We start from the raw sequence: 17,634 nt of genomic DNA, 5'->3' as shown, positions 1-17,634 counted from the left end.
CCGCCAGCAATCAAACAGCTTTTTATCACCCATTCGAAAATCCGTTTTGCCGGTACTCGTCTTTCTTTTTGGAGTATTGCCATTATGACCGCAACCACTGCGTCTTCAGCCAAACCTTATCTGCAAATCCAAGGCTTGGTGAAAAAGTTTGGTGACAATTACGCTGTCGATAACATCGACTTGGACATCTATCAACACGAAATCTTTGCCCTTTTGGGCAGCTCAGGCAGTGGCAAATCCACACTGCTGCGCATGTTGGCAGGCATGGAAAGTCCCAATCAGGGCAAAATCATTCTCGACGGCCAAGACATTACCAAGCTTGCTCCGTACGAGCGCCCAATCAACATGATGTTCCAAAGCTATGCCCTGTTCCCGCACATGAGTGTTGAACAAAACATCGCTTTCGGCCTGAAACAAGACAAAATGCCTAAAGGCGAAATCGACGCCCGCGTCGAAGAAATGCTGCGCCTGGTTCAAATGACCAAATACGCCAAACGCAAGCCGCACCAACTTTCCGGCGGTCAACAACAACGTATCGCTTTGGCGCGCAGCCTGGCAAAACGTCCGAAAATCCTGCTGCTTGACGAACCTTTGGGCGCACTCGATAAAAAACTGCGCCAACAAACCCAACTGGAATTGGTCAACACGCTGGAACAAGTCGGCGTAACCTGTATCATGGTTACCCACGACCAAGAAGAAGCGATGACGATGGCTACCCGTATCGCCATTATGTCCGACGGCCAATTGCGCCAAGTCGGCACACCTAGCGACGTGTACGATTACCCTAACAGTCGCTTTACTGCTGAATTTATCGGCGAAACCAATATTTTTGACGGCGTCGTTGTTGACGACCGCGCCGATTTCTCTATCGTCAAATGTGACGGCTTGGAAAACCACGTCCGCATCGACCACGGCCTGGGCGTTCCGAACGACCATGAAATTTGGATCAGCATTCGCCCTGAAGACATTGATTTACATAAAGAAAAACCAGAACACTTGGGCGCACACAACTGGGCTCAAGGCACAGTCAAAGAAATTGCCTACCTGGGCAGCTTCGCGATTTACCACATCAAACTCGCCAACGGCCGTGTCGTCAAAAGCCAAGTTCCCGCACCTTATTGGTATGTGCGTAACATTACGCCACCGACTTGGGACGAGACCGTCTATATCAGCTGGCCTGAAAACCAACCGACACCTCTGTACAGTTAATTTGAGGGAAATGCAATGGACCTTAAAAAACTGAAAAACAAACTGTTCCGCCGTCCTGGACAGCGTGCAGTGATTGCCGTGCCGTATATTTGGCTTTTGATTCTGTTTCTGATTCCGTTCGCCATCGTATTGAAAATCAGCTTTGCCGAACAAGAAATCGCTATTCCGCCATTTACGCCGCTGACAACGATTGATGAAGACTTAGGCCGTCTGAACATTGCCATCAGCTATCAGAACTACGCCGACATCTTCCAAAACTTTTGGAATACGCTCAATCCGTTTGGCGACAGTGAAAACAGCAATATCTATCTGATGACCTACTGGTCTTCGATTAAGACCGCGCTGACGACGACCATCATCTGCCTGTTGATTGGTTATCCGACCGCTTATGCCATTTCACGCGCCAATCCGGCTGCGCGCAACGGCCTGCTGTTGGCAATCATGCTGCCTTTCTGGACCTCTTTCCTGTTGCGTGTTTACGCATGGATGGGCTTATTGGGACACAACGGTATCATCAACAATTTCTTAATCAAATACGGAATTATCAGCGAGCCTTTAGACCTGTTCTACAATGCTTTTTCGCTGAATTTGGTGATGGTTTACGCCTATTTGCCGTTTATGATTTTGCCGCTGTACACACAATTGGTAAAACTGGATAACCGTCTGCTCGAAGCCGCTTCCGACTTGGGCGCAGGTCCGATCAAATCGTTCTTTACCATTACCCTGCCTTTATCCAAAACAGGCATCATCGCAGGCTCTATGCTGGTCTTCGTACCGGCTGTCGGCGAATTTGTGATTCCTGAATTGGTGGGCGGTTCTGAAAACCTGATGATTGGTAAAGTATTGTGGCAGGCATTCTTCGACCAAAACAACTGGCCGCTGGCTTCTGCTGTCGCCGTCGTCATGGTTGCCCTGCTGGTTGTACCGATTGCCCTGTTCCAGCACTATGAAAACCGCGAATTGGAAGAAGGAGGCAAATAATGCAGAAAACCAAATTATCCTGGTTCTTGAAACTGATGCTCCTGCTCTCGCTGGCATTCCTCTATATTCCGCTGGTGGTTTTGGTCATCTATTCTTTCAATGAATCCAAACTGGTTACCGTTTGGGGCGGTTTCTCAACCCAATGGTACGGCGCATTGATGGAAAACGACACCATCTTGGAAGCGGCCTGGCTGTCATTGCGTATCGCCATCGTTTCCTCGCTTGCCGCCGTGGCACTCGGCACATTGGCAGGCTACGCCATGGCGCGGATTAAACGCTTCCGCGGCAGCACCCTGTTTGCCGGTATGATTTCCGCGCCTATGGTGATGCCTGATGTGATTACCGGTTTGTCCATGCTGCTGCTGATTATTCAGGTGCAGATGTTCCTGCAAGGCAGTGAATTGTTGCAATCGCTCTACTTCGATCGCGGCTTCTTCACCATCTTCCTCGGCCACACCACACTTTGTATGGCGTACATTACCGTCGTTATCCGCTCGCGCTTGGTGGAATTGGATCAATCCTTGGAAGAAGCTGCTATGGACTTGGGTGCCCGTCCGCTGAAGATTTTCTTCGTGATTACCCTACCACTGATTGCCCCTGCGATTGCTTCCGGCTTCCTCTTGGGCATTACCCTGTCTTTGGACGACTTGGTGATTACCTCCTTCCTGTCAGGCCCGGGTTCATCGACATTGCCGCAAGTGATTTTCTCCAAAATCAAACTCGGCCTTGACCCTCAGATGAACGTTTTGGCAACCATCCTGATCGGTATCATCGGTACACTGGTTATTGTCGTTAACTACTGGATGATGCGTCAGGCAACCAAACGGGAACGCGAGGCTGCCGAAGCCTACCGCCAAGAAAAATTGGCAGCCGAGAAAGCCGCCTAATATGCAGACAGGCTGTCCGATAAAGTGTCGGAACAGCCTGTTTTATTAACTGCATCTTATCCTTTCAGACGGCCTGAACCCAAACCCACATTTAAGGCCGTCTGAAAACCAATTTCAATGAAGTGAAAACCAACCTAAAGCTCAAATCATGATCAATCCCAGCTTCAAAGAATACCTTCCTTCCTACTATGTCAGCACGGCCAATCCCCATCCGTCTTATCCGACGCTTGAAGGCCGTCTGAAAACTGAAACCTGCATTATCGGCGGCGGCCTGTCCGGCTTATGCACCGCCCTACCGCTTGCCGAAAGCGGCCATGAAGTCATCGTACTTGAAGCCGCCCGTATCGGTTTCGGCGCATCAGGTCGCAGCGGCGGACAAGTCATCAGCGACTTTGCCTGCGGCATGGAAGAAATCGAAAAACAAGTCGGTTTGGAACAGGCCCAATGGTTCTGGCAGCAATCTCTGCAAGCCGTTGAACTGGTTGACTCGCGCATTCAAAAACACAACATCCAATGCGATTGGCAACGCGGCTATGCGACCGTCGCCGTCCGTCCTCAGCATTGGGAAGAATTGCAACAATGGCACGAACACGCTCAAAAACATTATGGTGCAAGCCATTACCAGCTTTGGGATAAAGCCACGCTGAAGCAACAACTTGCCAGCGATATGTATCAAGGCGCGCAATTTGATCCTTTATCCGGCCACTTACACCCACTCAATTACACCCTAGGCATTGCCAAAGCGGCAGCCGATGCAGGCGCACAACTTTTTGAGCAATCCCCGATGACGCGTATCGAGCCATGCGATAACGGCTGGCTGGTACACACGCCCAATGGCAGCGTTGAGTGCAAAAACCTCGTTTATGCCGTCAATACTTATGCCGGTTTACACCCGAAATTCAAAGTATTGGAACAAAAAGCCATTGCAGTCAGCACCTTTATCATTGCCACCGAGCCTCTGGGCGAGCGTGCCAAAGACCTGATCCGCAACAATATGGCCATCTGCGACAACCGCCACGTCCTCGACTACTACCGCCTCAGCGCCGACGGTCGCCTGCTCTTTGGCGGAAAGGACAACGAGTTTATCGACGATCCAGACCGCATGACCGAACTCGTCCGCCAAGACATGCTGAAAGTTTTCCCGCAACTTACCGACGTCAGAATCGAGCATTCTTGGGGCGGCGAATGCGACATTACGCGCAACCTCGCTCCACATTTCGGCCGCCTCGCCCCTACCGTTTTCTACGCCCAAGGCTATTCCGGACACGGCATGGCGATTACCGGCATTGCCGGTTTGGCGATTGCTGAAGCCATCATGGGCGATGACGGCCGTCTGAAACCTTTTGAACAATTGCGCCACAGCAACATCATTACCCAGCCTTTCCTGCGCAAACTCGGCTCTTTCCTCGGCTCAAAATACTATCAATGGAAAGACAGCCACTAAACCCAAACAACAAACATATTTCAGACGGCGGCAGATTCAAGTAAAATTCAGGCCGTCTGAAAGCTTAGATACGACAAAATTCAATCATTCATCAGCAAGGAAACCATCATGAGCAACCATCATAAACTCATCATCCTCGGCTCCGGCCCTGCCGGCTATACTGCCGCCGTCTATGCCGCCCGTGCCAACCTCAACCCTGTAATCATTACCGGTGTTGAGCAAGGTGGACAACTGATGACCACTACCGAAGTGGACAACTGGCCTGCCGATGCAGAAGGCGTACAAGGTCCGGAACTAATGGCCCGTTTCCAAGCTCATGCCGAACGCTTCGGCACTGAAATGATTTTCGACCAAATCCACACCGTTGATTTGCAAAACCGTCCATTTACCCTCAAAGGCGATATGGGCGAATACACCTGCGATGCGCTCATCGTTGCCACCGGCGCATCCGCCAAATATTTAGGTTTGCCAAGCGAAGAAACCTTTGCCGGCAAAGGCGTTTCCGCCTGTGCAACTTGCGATGGTTTCTTCTACAAAAAACAAGATGTTGCCGTAGTCGGCGGTGGCAATACCGCTGTAGAAGAAGCACTCTACCTTGCCAATATCGCCAACACCGTTACCCTGATTCACCGCCGCGATAGCTTCCGTGCCGAAAAAATCATGGTGGACAAACTGATGCAACGCGTCGAAGAAGGCAAAATCATCCTCAAGCTCAACAGCTCGGTTGATGAAATCTTGGGCGACGAAAGCGGCGTTACCGGTGCACGCCTGAAACACAATGACGGCAGCACTGAAGAAATCGCTGTAAAAGGCGTTTTCATCGCCATCGGCCACAAACCCAACACCGATATTTTCAAAGGCCAACTCGATATGGATGAAACCGGCTACCTGAAAACCAAAGGTGGTACCGGCGACAATGTCGGCGCAACCAATATCGAAGGCGTATGGGCGGCAGGCGATGTCAAAGACCACACCTACCGTCAAGCCATCACCAGCGCAGCTTCCGGCTGCCAAGCCGCGCTTGATGCCGAACGTTGGCTCGACCGCCACGGCGTATAAGCCTCTAAGCTATGCCCTATTCTTTAAAACATAATCAAAAGGCCGTCTGAAATTTCAGACGGCCTATAATCTATCTGCCACACTAAATATTCATTTTAAAAGCAAATTTATATCAAATAAGTACTTTTGCTTTATAATAACGACAAATACCCAACAAACAGGGAACGAACATGAAAAAAACACTAACGACACTTATCCTTTGCGCACTGACTCCTGTCGCCCTGGCTGCCGATACTTACGGCTACTTGGCCATGTGGCAAAACCCAGCCGACAGCAATGAAGCGCTGCAAATCAAAACCACCAAAGAAAATGCCACCCAACTGGATGCGACAGCCGAACTCGAAACATTCTGTAAAGGCCAAGATGCCTTAGCCGGTATCGGCGCAGGCCAAGCAACAGGCTGCAAAACGGTTGTCCCTCTGCACAACACCTGTATCGCTGTTGCCTATCCTAAAGCCATGGGCAAATTGACTGCTCAAAACGTGGTGGCCATTACCTCCCCACGTTTCAAAACCGTGCATCAAATTGCCTTGAACCAGTGTATCAAAAAATACGGCTCACAAGGACAATGCGCTTTAGAAACAGTCTATTGTACTTCTGAAACCTACTATCAAGGTACGGTCAAAACCCTCTGGGAAAAAATCAAATCCATTTAAGGTCGTCTGAAAATAAAACCGGCTTGCCCGATATTCTCCATATCACGGCAAGCCGGTTTTTTATTCTGGCTTTTATTTGCTGTTTTTTTCCAACAATTTGGCCACAATGCCTTCAGCCTGTTTCACCAAATCAGGATTGGTTCGGAAGTGGTTTTCATCGTTCAAAGAGTAGCTGACCGTAGAAACCGCATACTTCGTGCTTCTCAACACAAATACGCCTTTACGCAAGATTTCGTTATTGCCTTTGGTTTTGTAACGCAGGTTATACGGGCAAGAAGAATCATACAGTTTGCCACGGTTGTCTGCGGTTACAATCGTGCTGCCAATGCCGCGTTTTGCCAAAGCTTTGGACAAAGCACGATCCAAATCATGCGGTCTTACTTTTGCATTTTGAATGATGCAGACATGTTTGATGCTGGTCAGCTCTTCAGGTTTCAATACTCTTTGTTCCGTAGTGGAACACGCACCCAGCAACAATACGGCTGAAGCCGCCGCTAAAATCATGGTTTTCATCTGTTTTCCTTTTAAAATGTTCAAACAATAAATATTCAGACGGCCTTTATACAAAGGCCGTCTGAAAAAATCAACGTACGTTTTTCATCAAACGCTGTTTCTCACGCTTCCAATCCGCTTCTTTCAGGCTTTGGCGTTTGTCATGCTGTTTCTTACCCTTGGCCAAACCGATTTCCACTTTGATTCTACCGCGGGTGTAATGCAGGTTTAAAGGCACAATCGTATAACCGGCGCGTTCGGTTTTGCCGATTAACTTATTGATTTCCGATTGTTTCAACAACAACTTACGCGGACGGACAGGGTCGGGTTTGACGTGTGTCGAGGCAGTGGGCAATGCGGTAATGTGGCAGCCCACCAAATAGAATGCGTCTTTTTTCCAGTAGATATAGCTTTCTTTTAATTGCACGCGTGCAGCGCGGATGGCTTTGACTTCCCATCCCTCCAATACTATACCGGCTTCGATTTGGTCTTCGATAAAGAAATCGTGAAAGGCTTTTTTATTATTGGCAATACTCATTGTGCTGATTCTTTACAAACTTTTCAGACGGCCTATTTTATCAGGCATGCTTAAAAAATAAAACGGCAAACGGTTTTGAAACGTTTATTCGCGTAAAACATGGCGGCGGTAAAAGCGGTCTATATCGGCAATGGCTTTTTCATCTTCAGGGCGCAAATCCAGTTTCAAATCGGCAAGGCGGATCAAGATTTGGTCTTCACGCTCGGCAACGGCGCAGCTGACCTCGCCTTCGCTGCGGAAATGACGGATAAGCTCGTCCAACTGGTTTAAAGCATTTTGATAAGATGAATTTGGATTCATAATTTTTAACTCGAACGCCCATAAAAAATGGCGGGAAACCCCGCCATGATTTTACGGCTTACGCCGCGCATTTGATTAAGCAGCTTGAATGTTAGCAGCTTGTTTGCCTTTAGGGCCGGTGGTTACGTCGAAAGACACGCGTTGGCCTTCTTTCAGGGTTTTGAAACCTTCCATGTTGATCGCTGAGAAGTGAGCGAACAAATCTTCGCCGCCTTCGTCAGGAGTGATGAAACCAAAACCTTTAGCGTCGTTAAACCATTTTACGATACCGGTTGCCATTAGAAACTTCCTATACTTAAAAATTAACAAAATCAGCAAAACAAGGCATACAGCAAACTAAAACGTTCAGCGTTTCTCCCCCGTTTTTATTACGCGGTCGAGTGCCAACTTCTGCTTAACCGTCTTTTTACATTTGTTAAGACAAAACGTCAAGCTATGTTTTCAAAAAAGTGGGAAAATAGAAAAAATTGGCCGAAATACAACAGAAAACGGTTTGCACTCTAAAACAGGCCGTCTGAAAACTGAAATCTAAGCTTATGAACCATCCGAATACCGACCACCAATCCGATACCCTGCTCAGCGATATCAACACGCAACCGCCGAAACGTTACGGCGTATTTTTATTGAACGACGATTACACCACCATGGAATTTGTCGTCGAAATCCTGACCGAAGTCTTTATGCTTGCACAGGAACAGGCCGTGGCCGTCATGCTGCTGGTGCACCACGAAGGCAAAGGCCTGTGCGGCACCTACACGCGCGATATTGCGCAAACCAAGCAGCATCAGGTCATGGAACGCGCCAAAGCTGAAGGGCATCCGCTCAAATGTATAGTCGAAGAGGTTTAAACCATGCTTTCACCCGAATTGGAACACATCCTGCAATTGCTCTACCGTGAAGCACGCAACGCGCGTTATGAGTTTATCAGCTTGGAACACCTGCTTTTGGTGCTGATAGAAGAAGATGCGGCTGTGCCAAACGTCTTGAAACTGTGTGGTGCGGATTTGAAAGTCCTGTCCGAGCAGCTGGCCGCCAGTGTTGCCGAAAATACGCCGCAAATTCCCGATCATCTTCTGGATACGGTCGAAACCCAGCCGACATTGGGCTTCCAACGCGTCATCCAACGGGCAATGGTGCATACCCAGTCTGCCGGTAAAGCCTCAGTAGAGCCTTTGGATATTTTGGTTGCCATGATGAGCGAATCCGAAAGCCATGCCGTTTATTTCCTCAAATTGCAATCCATTACGCGCTTTGAAGTCTTGCGTTGCATTGCCCATGGCTCACCCGATGACGAAGACGGCAATGATTCAGACGGCCTGGGACGCGAGGGTGAGGAAGCCGAACAAAAAACCGGCTCACTTTCCGACTACACCGTCAACCTCAACGCCGAAGTCAAAGCCGGCCGCATCGATCCTTTGATTGGTCGCAAACACGAAATGGAACGGCTGGTGCAAATCCTATGCCGCCGCCGCAAAAATAATCCGCTTTTGGTCGGCGAGGCCGGCGTTGGCAAAACCGCGCTGGCAGAAGGTTTGGCACACCAAATCGTCAACGGCGACATTCCCGACGCGCTTAAAGAAGCCGAAGTGTATGCGCTGGATATGGGTTCGCTTTTGGCGGGCACAAAATACCGCGGCGACTTTGAAGCGCGGGTCAAATCCGTCTTGAAACAGCTCGAAAAAATCCCGCATGCCATTTTGTTTATCGACGAAATCCACACCATCATCGGCGCGGGCAGTACCAGCGGCGGCACGATGGACGCGTCCAACCTGCTCAAACCCGCATTGGCGAAAGGTTCATTGCGCTGTATCGGTGCGACCACTTATGACGAATACCGCACCATTTTCGACAAAGACCACGCCTTAAGCCGCCGTTTCCAAAAAATTGACGTGGTCGAACCCACCGTTTCCGAAACCGTTCAAATTCTGCGCGGCTTGAAACCGATGTTTGAAGATTTCCACCAAGTCCGCTATACGCAAGGTGCACTTGAAGCCGCCGCCGAACTCTCCGCCCGCTACATCAACGAGCGTTTCCTACCCGACAAAGCCATCGATGTGATGGATGAAGCAGGCGCGGCGCAACGAATTCTGCCTAAATCCAAACAGAAAAAAGTCATCGGCAAAGCGCAAATCGAAACCGTCATCGCCAAAGTCGCACGGATTCCTGAAAAAACCGTGTCGCACGACGACAAACAAGTGTTGCAATTCCTCGGCCGTGATTTGAAAAACATGGTTTACGGTCAAGAAAATGCCATCGACGCACTGGTTGCCGCCGTCAAAATGTCGCGTTCCGGCCTTGCCCTGCCCGACAAACCGATAGGCAGTTTCCTCTTCTCCGGTCCGACCGGCGTCGGCAAAACCGAAGTCGCCAAACAACTTGCCTACTCGATGGGCGTACCGCTGCAACGCTTTGATATGTCCGAATACATGGAACGCCACGCCGTATCACGCCTCATCGGTGCGCCGCCGGGCTACGTCGGCTTTGAACAAGGCGGCCTTTTGACAGAAGCCGTCAACAAGCAGCCGCATTGCGTGTTGCTCTTGGACGAAATCGAAAAAGCCCACCCTGACATTTTCAACATCCTCCTGCAAGTCATGGACGCAGGCAAGCTGACCGACAACAACGGCAAGAGTGCCGATTTCCGCAACGTCATCCTGATTATGACTACCAACGCAGGCGCGGAAAGCCTCAGCCGCCCCAGCCTCGGCTTTACCGCCAAGCGTGAGCGCGGCGACGAAATGCAGGCAATCAACAAACTCTTCACGCCCGAGTTCCGCAACCGCTTGGATGCGATTATCCCGTTTGCACCCTTGTCCGAACCCATCATCGTCAAAGTCGTGGACAAATTCCTGCTCCAGCTCGAGCACCAGCTCCTCGACAAAAAAGTCGAAGCCGAATTCACACCGGCATTGCGCAAATATCTAGCGGAAAAAGGTTTCGACCCACAAATGGGTGCGCGCCCGATGAACCGCCTGATTCAGGAAAAAATCCGCAAACCGCTCGCCGACGAACTCCTGTTCGGCAAACTCGCCGAAGGCGGTTTTGTGCTGATAGACTGGGATGCAGCAAAAGAAGAAGCCGTGTTGAAGTTTAAGAAAAGCAAGGTCAAACCTGAAGCAGAAACTGTTTAACCGGTTAAAAAATAAAAGGCCGTCTGAAATTTCAGACGGCCTTTTTATCTCAATCAAAAATCTGATTTACAAAACGGATTTAACAGTGGCAACCACATTGTCTACGGTAAAGCCGAATTCTTTGAACAGCAAGTCAGCAGGTGCAGACTCGCCGAAGCGGTTGATACCGACCACGGCGCCGTTCAAACCGACGTATTTATACCAACCGTCGGCATGTCCTGCTTCTACGGCTACGCGTGGCAAGCCTTCCGGCAGAACTACGGCTTTATAGGCGGCATCTTGGCGATCGAATACATTGGTAGAAGGCATGGAAACGACGCGTACGGCAATACCTTGTTCTGCCAATACTTTTTGCGCTTCCAGAGCCAATTCAACTTCAGAACCGGTAGCAATTACAACAGCTTGCGCATTGCCTTTAGCTTCACTGATCACGTAAGCACCGCGTTTGATGTCGTTCAGCTGTTGCTCATCACGCGCTTGGAATTTCAGGTTTTGACGGCTGAAAATCAGGCTGGACGGATGATCGGCCGCTTTAACGGCTTCAGACCACGCTACCAAAGATTCAACGGTATCGCATGGACGCCATACATCCATATTCGGAATCAGGCGCAGAGTGGCAGTTTGCTCGATAGGTTGGTGGGTTGGCCCGTCTTCGCCCAAACCGATGGAATCGTGGGTGAACACAAATACAGGGTTGATTTTCATCAGTGAAGCCATGCGCAAGGCATTACGCTCGTATTCGCTGAACATCAGGAAAGTCGCGCCGAATGGTTTCACACCGCCATGCAGGGTAAGGCCGTTCATGATTGCGCCCATGCCGAACTCGCGCACGCCGTAGTGAATGTAGTTGCCGCCGTGTTCGCGGGTAACGGAGACGCTGTTTGACCAGTCAGTTAGGTTGGACGGGGTCAAGTCGGCAGAACCGCCCACCAATTCAGGCAGCTCTTTTGCCAAGATTTCAATGCTGTTTTGGCTGGCTTTACGGGTGGCGATGGTTTCGGCTTTGGCGCACACTTCTTTCAATGCGGCTTGAACGTAAGCGTCGAAGTTTTCAGGCAGTTTTTTATCCATGCGGCGCACAAATTCTGCGGCTTCGGCAGGATATTTGGCTTGATATCGAGCGAAAAGCTCGTTCCATTCGGCCTCAAGTTTTGCGCCTTTTTCTTTTGCATTCCATGCGGCATAGATTTCTTGCGGAATTTCAAACGCAGGATATGTCCAACCCAAATGTTTGCGTGTGGCTTCGATTTCGTCCGCACCCAAAGGCGCACCGTGGGTTTTGTGGCTGCCTTCTTTGTTGGCGCTGCCTTTGCCGATTAAGGTTTTGCAGCAGATGAGGGACGGTTTGCCGGTTTCGGCTTTGGCTGCTTCAATGGCCGTCTGAATGGCATCGGTATCATGACCGTTCACATTTGGAATCACATGCCAGCCGTAGCTTTCAAAGCGTTGCGGGATGTTTTCGGTAAACCAGCCGTCCACTTTACCGTCAATGGAAATATTGTTGTCATCATATAAAACAATCAGCTTGCCCAAGCCCAAAGTGCCGGCAAGCGAACAGGCTTCATGCGATACGCCTTCCATCATGCAGCCGTCGCCCATAAAGACGTAAGTGTGGTGATCAACGATGTTTAAGCCGTCTTTATTGAATTCGGCAGCCAAGATTTTTTCGGCCAAAGCCATACCCACTGCGTTGGCAATACCTTGTCCCAACGGGCCGGTCGTGGTTTCCACGCCGTCGGTGTAACCGTATTCGGGGTGGCCGGGGGTTTTACTGTGCAATTGGCGGAAGTTTTTCAAGTCTTCGATGGATACATTGTAGCCGGTCAGGTGCAACAGGCTGTACAGCAGCATGGACGCGTGGCCGTTGGAGAGGATGAAACGGTCACGGTTGTAGAATTTAGGATTGGCAGGGTTATGGTTGAGGAACTTCGTCCACAATACTTCCGCCATTTCCGCCATACCCATAGGTGCGCCGGGGTGGCCGGAGTTGGCTTTCTGTACGGCATCGACTGAGAGGAAACGGATTGCGTTTGCCAGTTGAGACATGGTTTGACCTTCCTTGGACAAGATTGGAAATATGAAAAAAGGTGTACCGATTATCGCCTGAATCAGCCGTGCTTTCAAGGATGGCTTTTGATATTCGCTTTGTCAGACGGCCTGTTTCCACTCGGTTGCCCGAAACAGACAGGATAGATGATATTAACTGTTATTTCGTTTTGAAACAGTGCTTTATATATTTTTATCGTGTAAATAGCAAATCACTATAAGTTTGTACACAAGCTGAACCGTAAACCTTTGAATACCGCCCTTTTCAGACGGCCCTACATCAAACGGCCGCAAGGAATCCGTTGTTAAGACGAAGTCCTTCTTTTGCTTTGAATAGAGTCAAATGTTATGATTTGTATGCACGCGAAAGGCCGTCTGAAAATATTCACATCCAACTACTACCATGACAACAGGCTTGTGTGCACTTCATCAAGGAACACTGAAATGTCACCAGAAAACCAAGCTGAAAACACCACACCCTCAACAGAAAAAACAGCAAAAGCCACTGCGCCCAAACCTTCCAAACCCAAATCCAGCGTGATTCAAATCCATCCTGAAGGCGAACGCATCCATCCCAAAAAGGCGGAAGGACGCTTTGCCAAACTGCGTATCGCCGCCGTATTGGCGACCCAGTTTGTATTTTACGTTATTCCATGGTTCAACTGGAGCGGCCGTCAGGCGGTTTTATTCAATATTCCTGACCGTCATTTCTTCATTTTCGGACTGTCACTGGGCATGGGCGATTTGATTTACCTTGCCTTGCTGCTGATGATTTGCGCATTCGGATTGTTTTGGTGGACAACCATTGCCGGCCGTTTGTGGTGCGGCTATTCATGCCCGCAAACGGTTTACACCGAAATTATGCTGTGGATTGACAACTTGGTCGAAGGCGATAGAAACAAACGCCTAAAACTGGAAAAATCGCCGTGGAATTTCACCAAAATCCGCATCAAAGCCACTAAATACCTGCTGATTTTCCTTGTCTGCGCATGGACAGGCATTACCTTTGCCGGCTGGTTTGTCCCGATCCGCCAGTTTGTTCCTGATTTGTTTACCGGAGCAGCAGGCGGCGGCGCGATGTTTGCCGCAGCGTTTTACGGATTCATGACGTTCTTCTTCGCCCACATCATGCGCGAAAAAGTTTGTCTGCATATGTGTCCGTATGCACGTTTCCAAAGTGCAATGTTTGACAAAGACACGCTAATTATTTCTTACGATACCGAACGCGGCGAACCGCGCGGCGCACGCAAAAAAACCGCCAACAAAGAAGACAGCGGCTTGGGCGACTGCATCAACTGCACCATGTGCGTGCAAGTCTGCCCCGTCGGTATCGACATCCGCGACGGTTTGCAATACCAATGTATCGGCTGCGCAGCGTGTATCGATGCCTGTGACGAAATCATGGACAAAATGGGCTACGAGCGCGGCTTGATCCGTTATACGACCGAAGGCGCGTTGGAACATGAATACCCTGAAAGCGACATCAAAAAACGCTTGAAACGTCCGCGCGTAGCCGGTTATGGCGCAGTACTCCTGGTGGTCATCATCGCCTTCCTGGTCGGCATTTCCACCCGAAAAATGGTCGAAGTCGATATCCTGAAAGACCGTGGCGTCATGGTTCGCGAAAACAGCCAAGGCTGGTTGGAAAATGCCTATAACCTGCGCATTATCAACAATAGTGAAAACGAACAACTGATGACTGCAACCGTCAAAGGCTTTGATGAAATCGCGCTGACCGGCCTGCCTGAAAACGGTATTAAAATTGCGCCGCGGGAAACCGTTACCATCCCAGTACAGGTATCTACCATTCCCGAATACGCCGACAAAGGCAGCCATCCGATCGAATTTACCTTTACCTATCGCGAGACCGGCTCTGCCGACTCCAAACCGACTACTTTAGAAGAAAAAGCAACCTTTATCGGAGAATAAACGGTGTCCCCACAACCCCAAATCAAACCTTGGTACAAACATATTTGGCCCTGGGTGCTGATGGCCGGCCCCATCTTCGTCGTTATCGCCAGCGTTTCCATGTTCTTCGTCGCAAAAGAACACACGACAGACTTGGTGTCTGACGATTACTACAAAGACGGCAAACACATCGAAATCCAACTTCACCGCGATGAAGAAGCCGTTAAACGGCAAATTCAGGTGCAGGTCTTAATCAGTCCGGATATGAACGCCGCCAAAGTATTCGTCAGCGGACAATTCGATACCAAACAGCCATTAAACCTATTGTTGATGCACCCGACACGCAAAGCCGATGACCAAACCGTCAAGCTGCGCGCCGTAACAGCCGAGCCACAAAACGGCCGCATGGAATACGAAGCCGTCTTTAAGCCTTTACGCCCAACCAACCATTGGTACTTGCGCGTTGAAGATGCTTCAGGCGTATGGCGTGTTGAAAACAAATGGATAGTCAGCCAAGGCAATGCAGTCAACCTGACACCCATGGACAAATTGTTCGACAACGGCAAACAAGCCGCTTCAACAGAACAATAAATCCCGACCCAGGCCGTCTGAAACCTTTCAGACGGCCTGAAATCTTCATACCCTCTTATATTTATTCTCTTCCAAATATGATTTTTTCCGATTGGCGCAGACTGACCGAAAACGAAGTCCGCATGGCAAAACAAGTTTTTTCGGACAGCATAGACTTCCACCGCATCAAAATATATCGCGGCATTCCGCTTCTACCCAACGCCAATACCGCCATTGCGCCCAATGGAAACATATACTTTCCGCGTAAACACTGCCCAGAAGATTTCACTCAAGCCGGCATAGCCTACAAAATTTGGCTGATTCATGAGCTGACACATGTCTGGCAACACCAGCGCGGTCACAAAGTTTGGCTTTCCGGCCTATTCATCATGCTCAAAGGCGGATACAGAAAACGCAAAGCTTACGCCTATCCCATCCCCTTACCCCACATTAACCAATTAAATATCGAACAGCAGGCAGACCTTATTGCCCACTATTTCGCAGCTACTTTTCTACCCAAAAACATTTACACTCCGCAACAGCCTATTTTTCAGACGGCCTTAGCAGATTTTCTTCACGACCCACACGACAAAAATCTATGCCCGAGATACTTGTCGGCAAAAAAACAACACTTCAAAAAGCAGAGTGAACAAATAAGCTATAATGAACAACCCGACACATCATCCAAAAGATCCCAAACCATGCCTTGGAACATACCTATTTTACTTACCTGGATGCGCGTCCTATTAATCCCCGTGTTCACCATCCTATTCTATTTACCGAACACATGGATTCAACCACAAACCGTCAACTGGACAGCCGCCATCATCTTTGCACTTGCCGCTATTACAGACTGGTTCGACGGCTTTTTGGCACGCCGCTGGAAACAAACTTCCGACTTTGGCGCATTCCTCGACCCCGTTGCCGACAAACTCATGGTCGCAGTTGCCCTGCTCCTGCTCGTCAGCCTTGGCAGGACATACGCCATCTTCGCCATGATTATCATCGGCCGGGAAATTACCATTTCCGCCTTGCGCGAATGGATGGCACAAATGGGCAAACGCGGCAGCGTTGCCGTGGCAACCATCGGCAAATTCAAAACCACTGCCCAAATGATCGCCATCTTCCTTTTGCTTATCGGCACAGACAAATATAACGATCCTTTCTATCTCATTGGTAACATATTGATGTTTATAGCATCTGTATTGACCATCTGGTCAATGTGCTACTACCTGAAAATGGCATGGAAAGAATTCAAATAAATTTTTTAAAAAAATAAAAACAAAACACTTGACGCACACGATTAAATCCATAATAATTGCGTCTTCTTCGATATACGAAGCAACAAATATCAGAGCGGGAATAGCTCAGTTGGTAGAGCGCAACCTTGCCAAGGTTGAGGTCGCGAGTTCGAGACTCGTTTCCCGCTCCAGTTTAATTTCAGATGCACTCAAATGCGGGAATAGCTCAGTTGGTAGAGCGCAACCTTGCCAAGGTTGAGGTCGCGAGTTCGAGACTCGTTTCCCGCTCCATTAAATCATGCATCCGAATACGCGGGAATAGCTCAGTTGGTAGAGCGCAACCTTGCCAAGGTTGAGGTCGCGAGTTCGAGACTCGTTTCCCGCTCCATTCCGATTACTTGTTGATTGTTCTTTTTCAATATGCGGGAATAGCTCAGTTGGTAGAGCGCAACCTTGCCAAGGTTGAGGTCGCGAGTTCGAGACTCGTTTCCCGCTCCAGTTTCATACTACAACACTCAAACGTAGTTTTGGCGAGATAGCAAAGTGGTTATGCAGCGGATTGCAAATCCGTCTACGCCGGTTCGATTCCGACTCTCGCCTCCATCCCTTTCATGGCGGGGTGGCAGAGTGTTTATGCTATAAGGGGTGCAACCCTTATACAGGCCGGTTCAAATCCGCGCCCCCGCCTCCAATTTCTCAATTTACTGTCTACGCCCGGGTGGTGAAATAGGTAGACACAACGGACTTAAAATCCGTCGGCCCTAAACCGGCCGTGCCGGTTCGATTCCGGCTCCGGGCACCAATAAATATCTGAATTTATTCAAAAACCTAAGATTCTAAATTTCTAATTGACAGCTTATTTGTAAGGCTGTCTTTTTTGTTTGTGCCTGATTTGTGTCAAATGTGACAAGCTCCTGCAAAGGCCTCAGACTATGACAGTGAGGGAAACTGGCAACATCTGAAAGAACATCAGTTGCTGGACGGCATTATGCGCAAAGCCCACCGCAACCGTCCGCTGACGGAAGCGCAAACCAAACGTAACCGATATTTGTCGAAGACCCGTTATGTGGTCGAACAAAGCTTCGGTACGCTGCACCGTAAATTCCGCTATGCCCGGGCAGCCTATTTCGGGCTGATTAAAGTGAGTGCGCAAAGCCATCTGAAGGCGATGT

16 protein-coding genes, 7 tRNA genes and 1 pseudogene are annotated in these 17,634 nt (G+C 49.4%); 19 read left to right on the top strand and 5 right to left on the bottom strand.

The annotated features are described in order from the left end of the window. Positions 1-84: 84 nt before the first annotated feature. The 6 genes from potA (at position 85) to HMPREF2661_RS09605 (ending at position 6,236) form a co-directional block, all read left to right on the top strand. Entirely contained in the window at positions 85-1,209 is a 1,125-nt protein-coding gene (gene potA / locus HMPREF2661_RS09630) for an ABC transporter ATP-binding protein (protein ID WP_070823535.1), read from the top strand. A gap of 15 nt (positions 1,210-1,224) precedes the next feature. Beyond that, entirely contained in the window at positions 1,225-2,190 is a 966-nt protein-coding gene (locus tag HMPREF2661_RS09625) for an ABC transporter permease subunit (RefSeq protein ID WP_070823533.1), read from the top strand. Continuing rightward, positions 2,190-3,077: an ABC transporter permease subunit gene (locus HMPREF2661_RS09620; protein ID WP_070823532.1), complete on the top strand. Its 888-nt coding sequence runs from the start codon at positions 2,190-2,192 to the stop codon at positions 3,075-3,077. The genes HMPREF2661_RS09625 and HMPREF2661_RS09620 overlap by 1 nt, the downstream gene beginning before the upstream one ends. A gap of 148 nt (positions 3,078-3,225) precedes the next feature. Continuing rightward, entirely contained in the window at positions 3,226-4,521 is a 1,296-nt protein-coding gene (locus tag HMPREF2661_RS09615) for an NAD(P)/FAD-dependent oxidoreductase (RefSeq protein WP_070823530.1), read from the top strand. 108 nt (positions 4,522-4,629) lie between these two features. Beyond that, positions 4,630-5,580: a thioredoxin-disulfide reductase gene (trxB, locus tag HMPREF2661_RS09610; protein ID WP_049329772.1), complete on the top strand. Its 951-nt coding sequence runs from the start codon at positions 4,630-4,632 to the stop codon at positions 5,578-5,580. 170 nt (positions 5,581-5,750) lie between these two features. Then, a complete protein-coding gene (locus HMPREF2661_RS09605) occupies positions 5,751-6,236 on the top strand; it encodes a DUF4189 domain-containing protein (protein WP_070823529.1) in 486 nt (161 codons plus the stop codon). 72 nt (positions 6,237-6,308) lie between these two features. Here the strand turns inward: HMPREF2661_RS09605 and HMPREF2661_RS09600 are convergent, their stop codons facing one another. The 4 genes from HMPREF2661_RS09600 to HMPREF2661_RS09585 all read right to left on the bottom strand — a co-directional run bounded on the left by HMPREF2661_RS09600 (position 6,309) and on the right by HMPREF2661_RS09585 (position 7,845). Next, a complete protein-coding gene (locus HMPREF2661_RS09600) occupies positions 6,309-6,749 on the bottom strand; it encodes a hypothetical protein (RefSeq protein WP_070823527.1) in 441 nt (146 codons plus the stop codon). A gap of 70 nt (positions 6,750-6,819) precedes the next feature. Further along, complete coding sequence (smpB, locus tag HMPREF2661_RS09595; RefSeq protein ID WP_003679566.1) at positions 6,820-7,266, bottom strand: SsrA-binding protein SmpB; 447 nt, start codon at positions 7,264-7,266, stop codon at positions 6,820-6,822. A gap of 84 nt (positions 7,267-7,350) precedes the next feature. Then, entirely contained in the window at positions 7,351-7,566 is a 216-nt protein-coding gene (locus tag HMPREF2661_RS09590) for a branched-chain amino acid ABC transporter (protein WP_070823525.1), read from the bottom strand. A gap of 75 nt (positions 7,567-7,641) precedes the next feature. Beyond that, a complete protein-coding gene (locus HMPREF2661_RS09585; RefSeq protein WP_002217533.1) occupies positions 7,642-7,845 on the bottom strand; it encodes a cold-shock protein in 204 nt (67 codons plus the stop codon). 257 nt (positions 7,846-8,102) lie between these two features. On the opposite strand from HMPREF2661_RS09585, the gene clpS reads away from it, so the two are divergent. Beyond that, complete coding sequence (gene clpS / locus HMPREF2661_RS09580) at positions 8,103-8,414, top strand: ATP-dependent Clp protease adapter ClpS (RefSeq protein WP_003679561.1); 312 nt, start codon at positions 8,103-8,105, stop codon at positions 8,412-8,414. 3 nt (positions 8,415-8,417) lie between these two features. Next, entirely contained in the window at positions 8,418-10,697 is a 2,280-nt protein-coding gene (gene clpA / locus HMPREF2661_RS09575; RefSeq protein ID WP_070823523.1) for an ATP-dependent Clp protease ATP-binding subunit ClpA, read from the top strand. A 66-nt stretch (positions 10,698-10,763) separates the two neighbouring features. On the opposite strand, the gene tkt is transcribed toward clpA, so the two are convergent. Continuing rightward, complete coding sequence (gene tkt / locus HMPREF2661_RS09570; RefSeq protein WP_070823520.1) at positions 10,764-12,743, bottom strand: transketolase; 1,980 nt, start codon at positions 12,741-12,743, stop codon at positions 10,764-10,766. 444 nt (positions 12,744-13,187) lie between these two features. On the opposite strand from tkt, the gene ccoG reads away from it, so the two are divergent. From ccoG to HMPREF2661_RS09515, 11 genes and pseudogenes are all read left to right on the top strand, one after another. After that, positions 13,188-14,672 (top strand): cytochrome c oxidase accessory protein CcoG, encoded by a 1,485-nt coding sequence (gene ccoG, locus HMPREF2661_RS09565; protein ID WP_049323475.1) that lies wholly within the window; start codon positions 13,188-13,190, stop codon positions 14,670-14,672. 3 nt (positions 14,673-14,675) lie between these two features. Then, positions 14,676-15,242 (top strand): FixH family protein, encoded by a 567-nt coding sequence (locus tag HMPREF2661_RS09560; protein ID WP_003746123.1) that lies wholly within the window; start codon positions 14,676-14,678, stop codon positions 15,240-15,242. Positions 15,243-15,922: 680 nt separating this feature from the next. Next, complete coding sequence (pgsA, locus tag HMPREF2661_RS09550; RefSeq protein WP_003679552.1) at positions 15,923-16,483, top strand: CDP-diacylglycerol--glycerol-3-phosphate 3-phosphatidyltransferase; 561 nt, start codon at positions 15,923-15,925, stop codon at positions 16,481-16,483. Positions 16,484-16,577: 94 nt separating this feature from the next. Then, positions 16,578-16,653, top strand: a tRNA-Gly gene (locus HMPREF2661_RS09545). A gap of 24 nt (positions 16,654-16,677) precedes the next feature. After that, positions 16,678-16,753: transfer RNA gene (locus HMPREF2661_RS09540), tRNA-Gly, on the top strand. 21 nt (positions 16,754-16,774) lie between these two features. Continuing rightward, positions 16,775-16,850 (top strand) — tRNA-Gly (locus HMPREF2661_RS09535). A gap of 34 nt (positions 16,851-16,884) precedes the next feature. Then, positions 16,885-16,960, top strand: a tRNA-Gly gene (locus tag HMPREF2661_RS09530). A 31-nt stretch (positions 16,961-16,991) separates the two neighbouring features. Continuing rightward, positions 16,992-17,065 (top strand) — tRNA-Cys (locus HMPREF2661_RS09525). Between the two features lie 10 nt (positions 17,066-17,075). Further along, a tRNA-Cys gene (locus HMPREF2661_RS11640) sits at positions 17,076-17,153 on the top strand. 21 nt (positions 17,154-17,174) lie between these two features. Then, a tRNA-Leu gene (locus tag HMPREF2661_RS09520) sits at positions 17,175-17,264 on the top strand. 123 nt (positions 17,265-17,387) lie between these two features. After that, positions 17,388-17,634 (top strand): annotated as a pseudogene (locus HMPREF2661_RS09515) (transposase); the annotation flags it as partial.

The sequence above is a fragment of the Neisseria sp. HMSC061B04 genome (assembly GCF_001836705.1).
Taxonomy (GTDB): domain Bacteria; phylum Pseudomonadota; class Gammaproteobacteria; order Burkholderiales; family Neisseriaceae; genus Neisseria.
The sequence above is the reverse complement of the archived record's forward strand: the minus strand, read 5'-3'. Positions and strand labels throughout refer to the sequence as shown.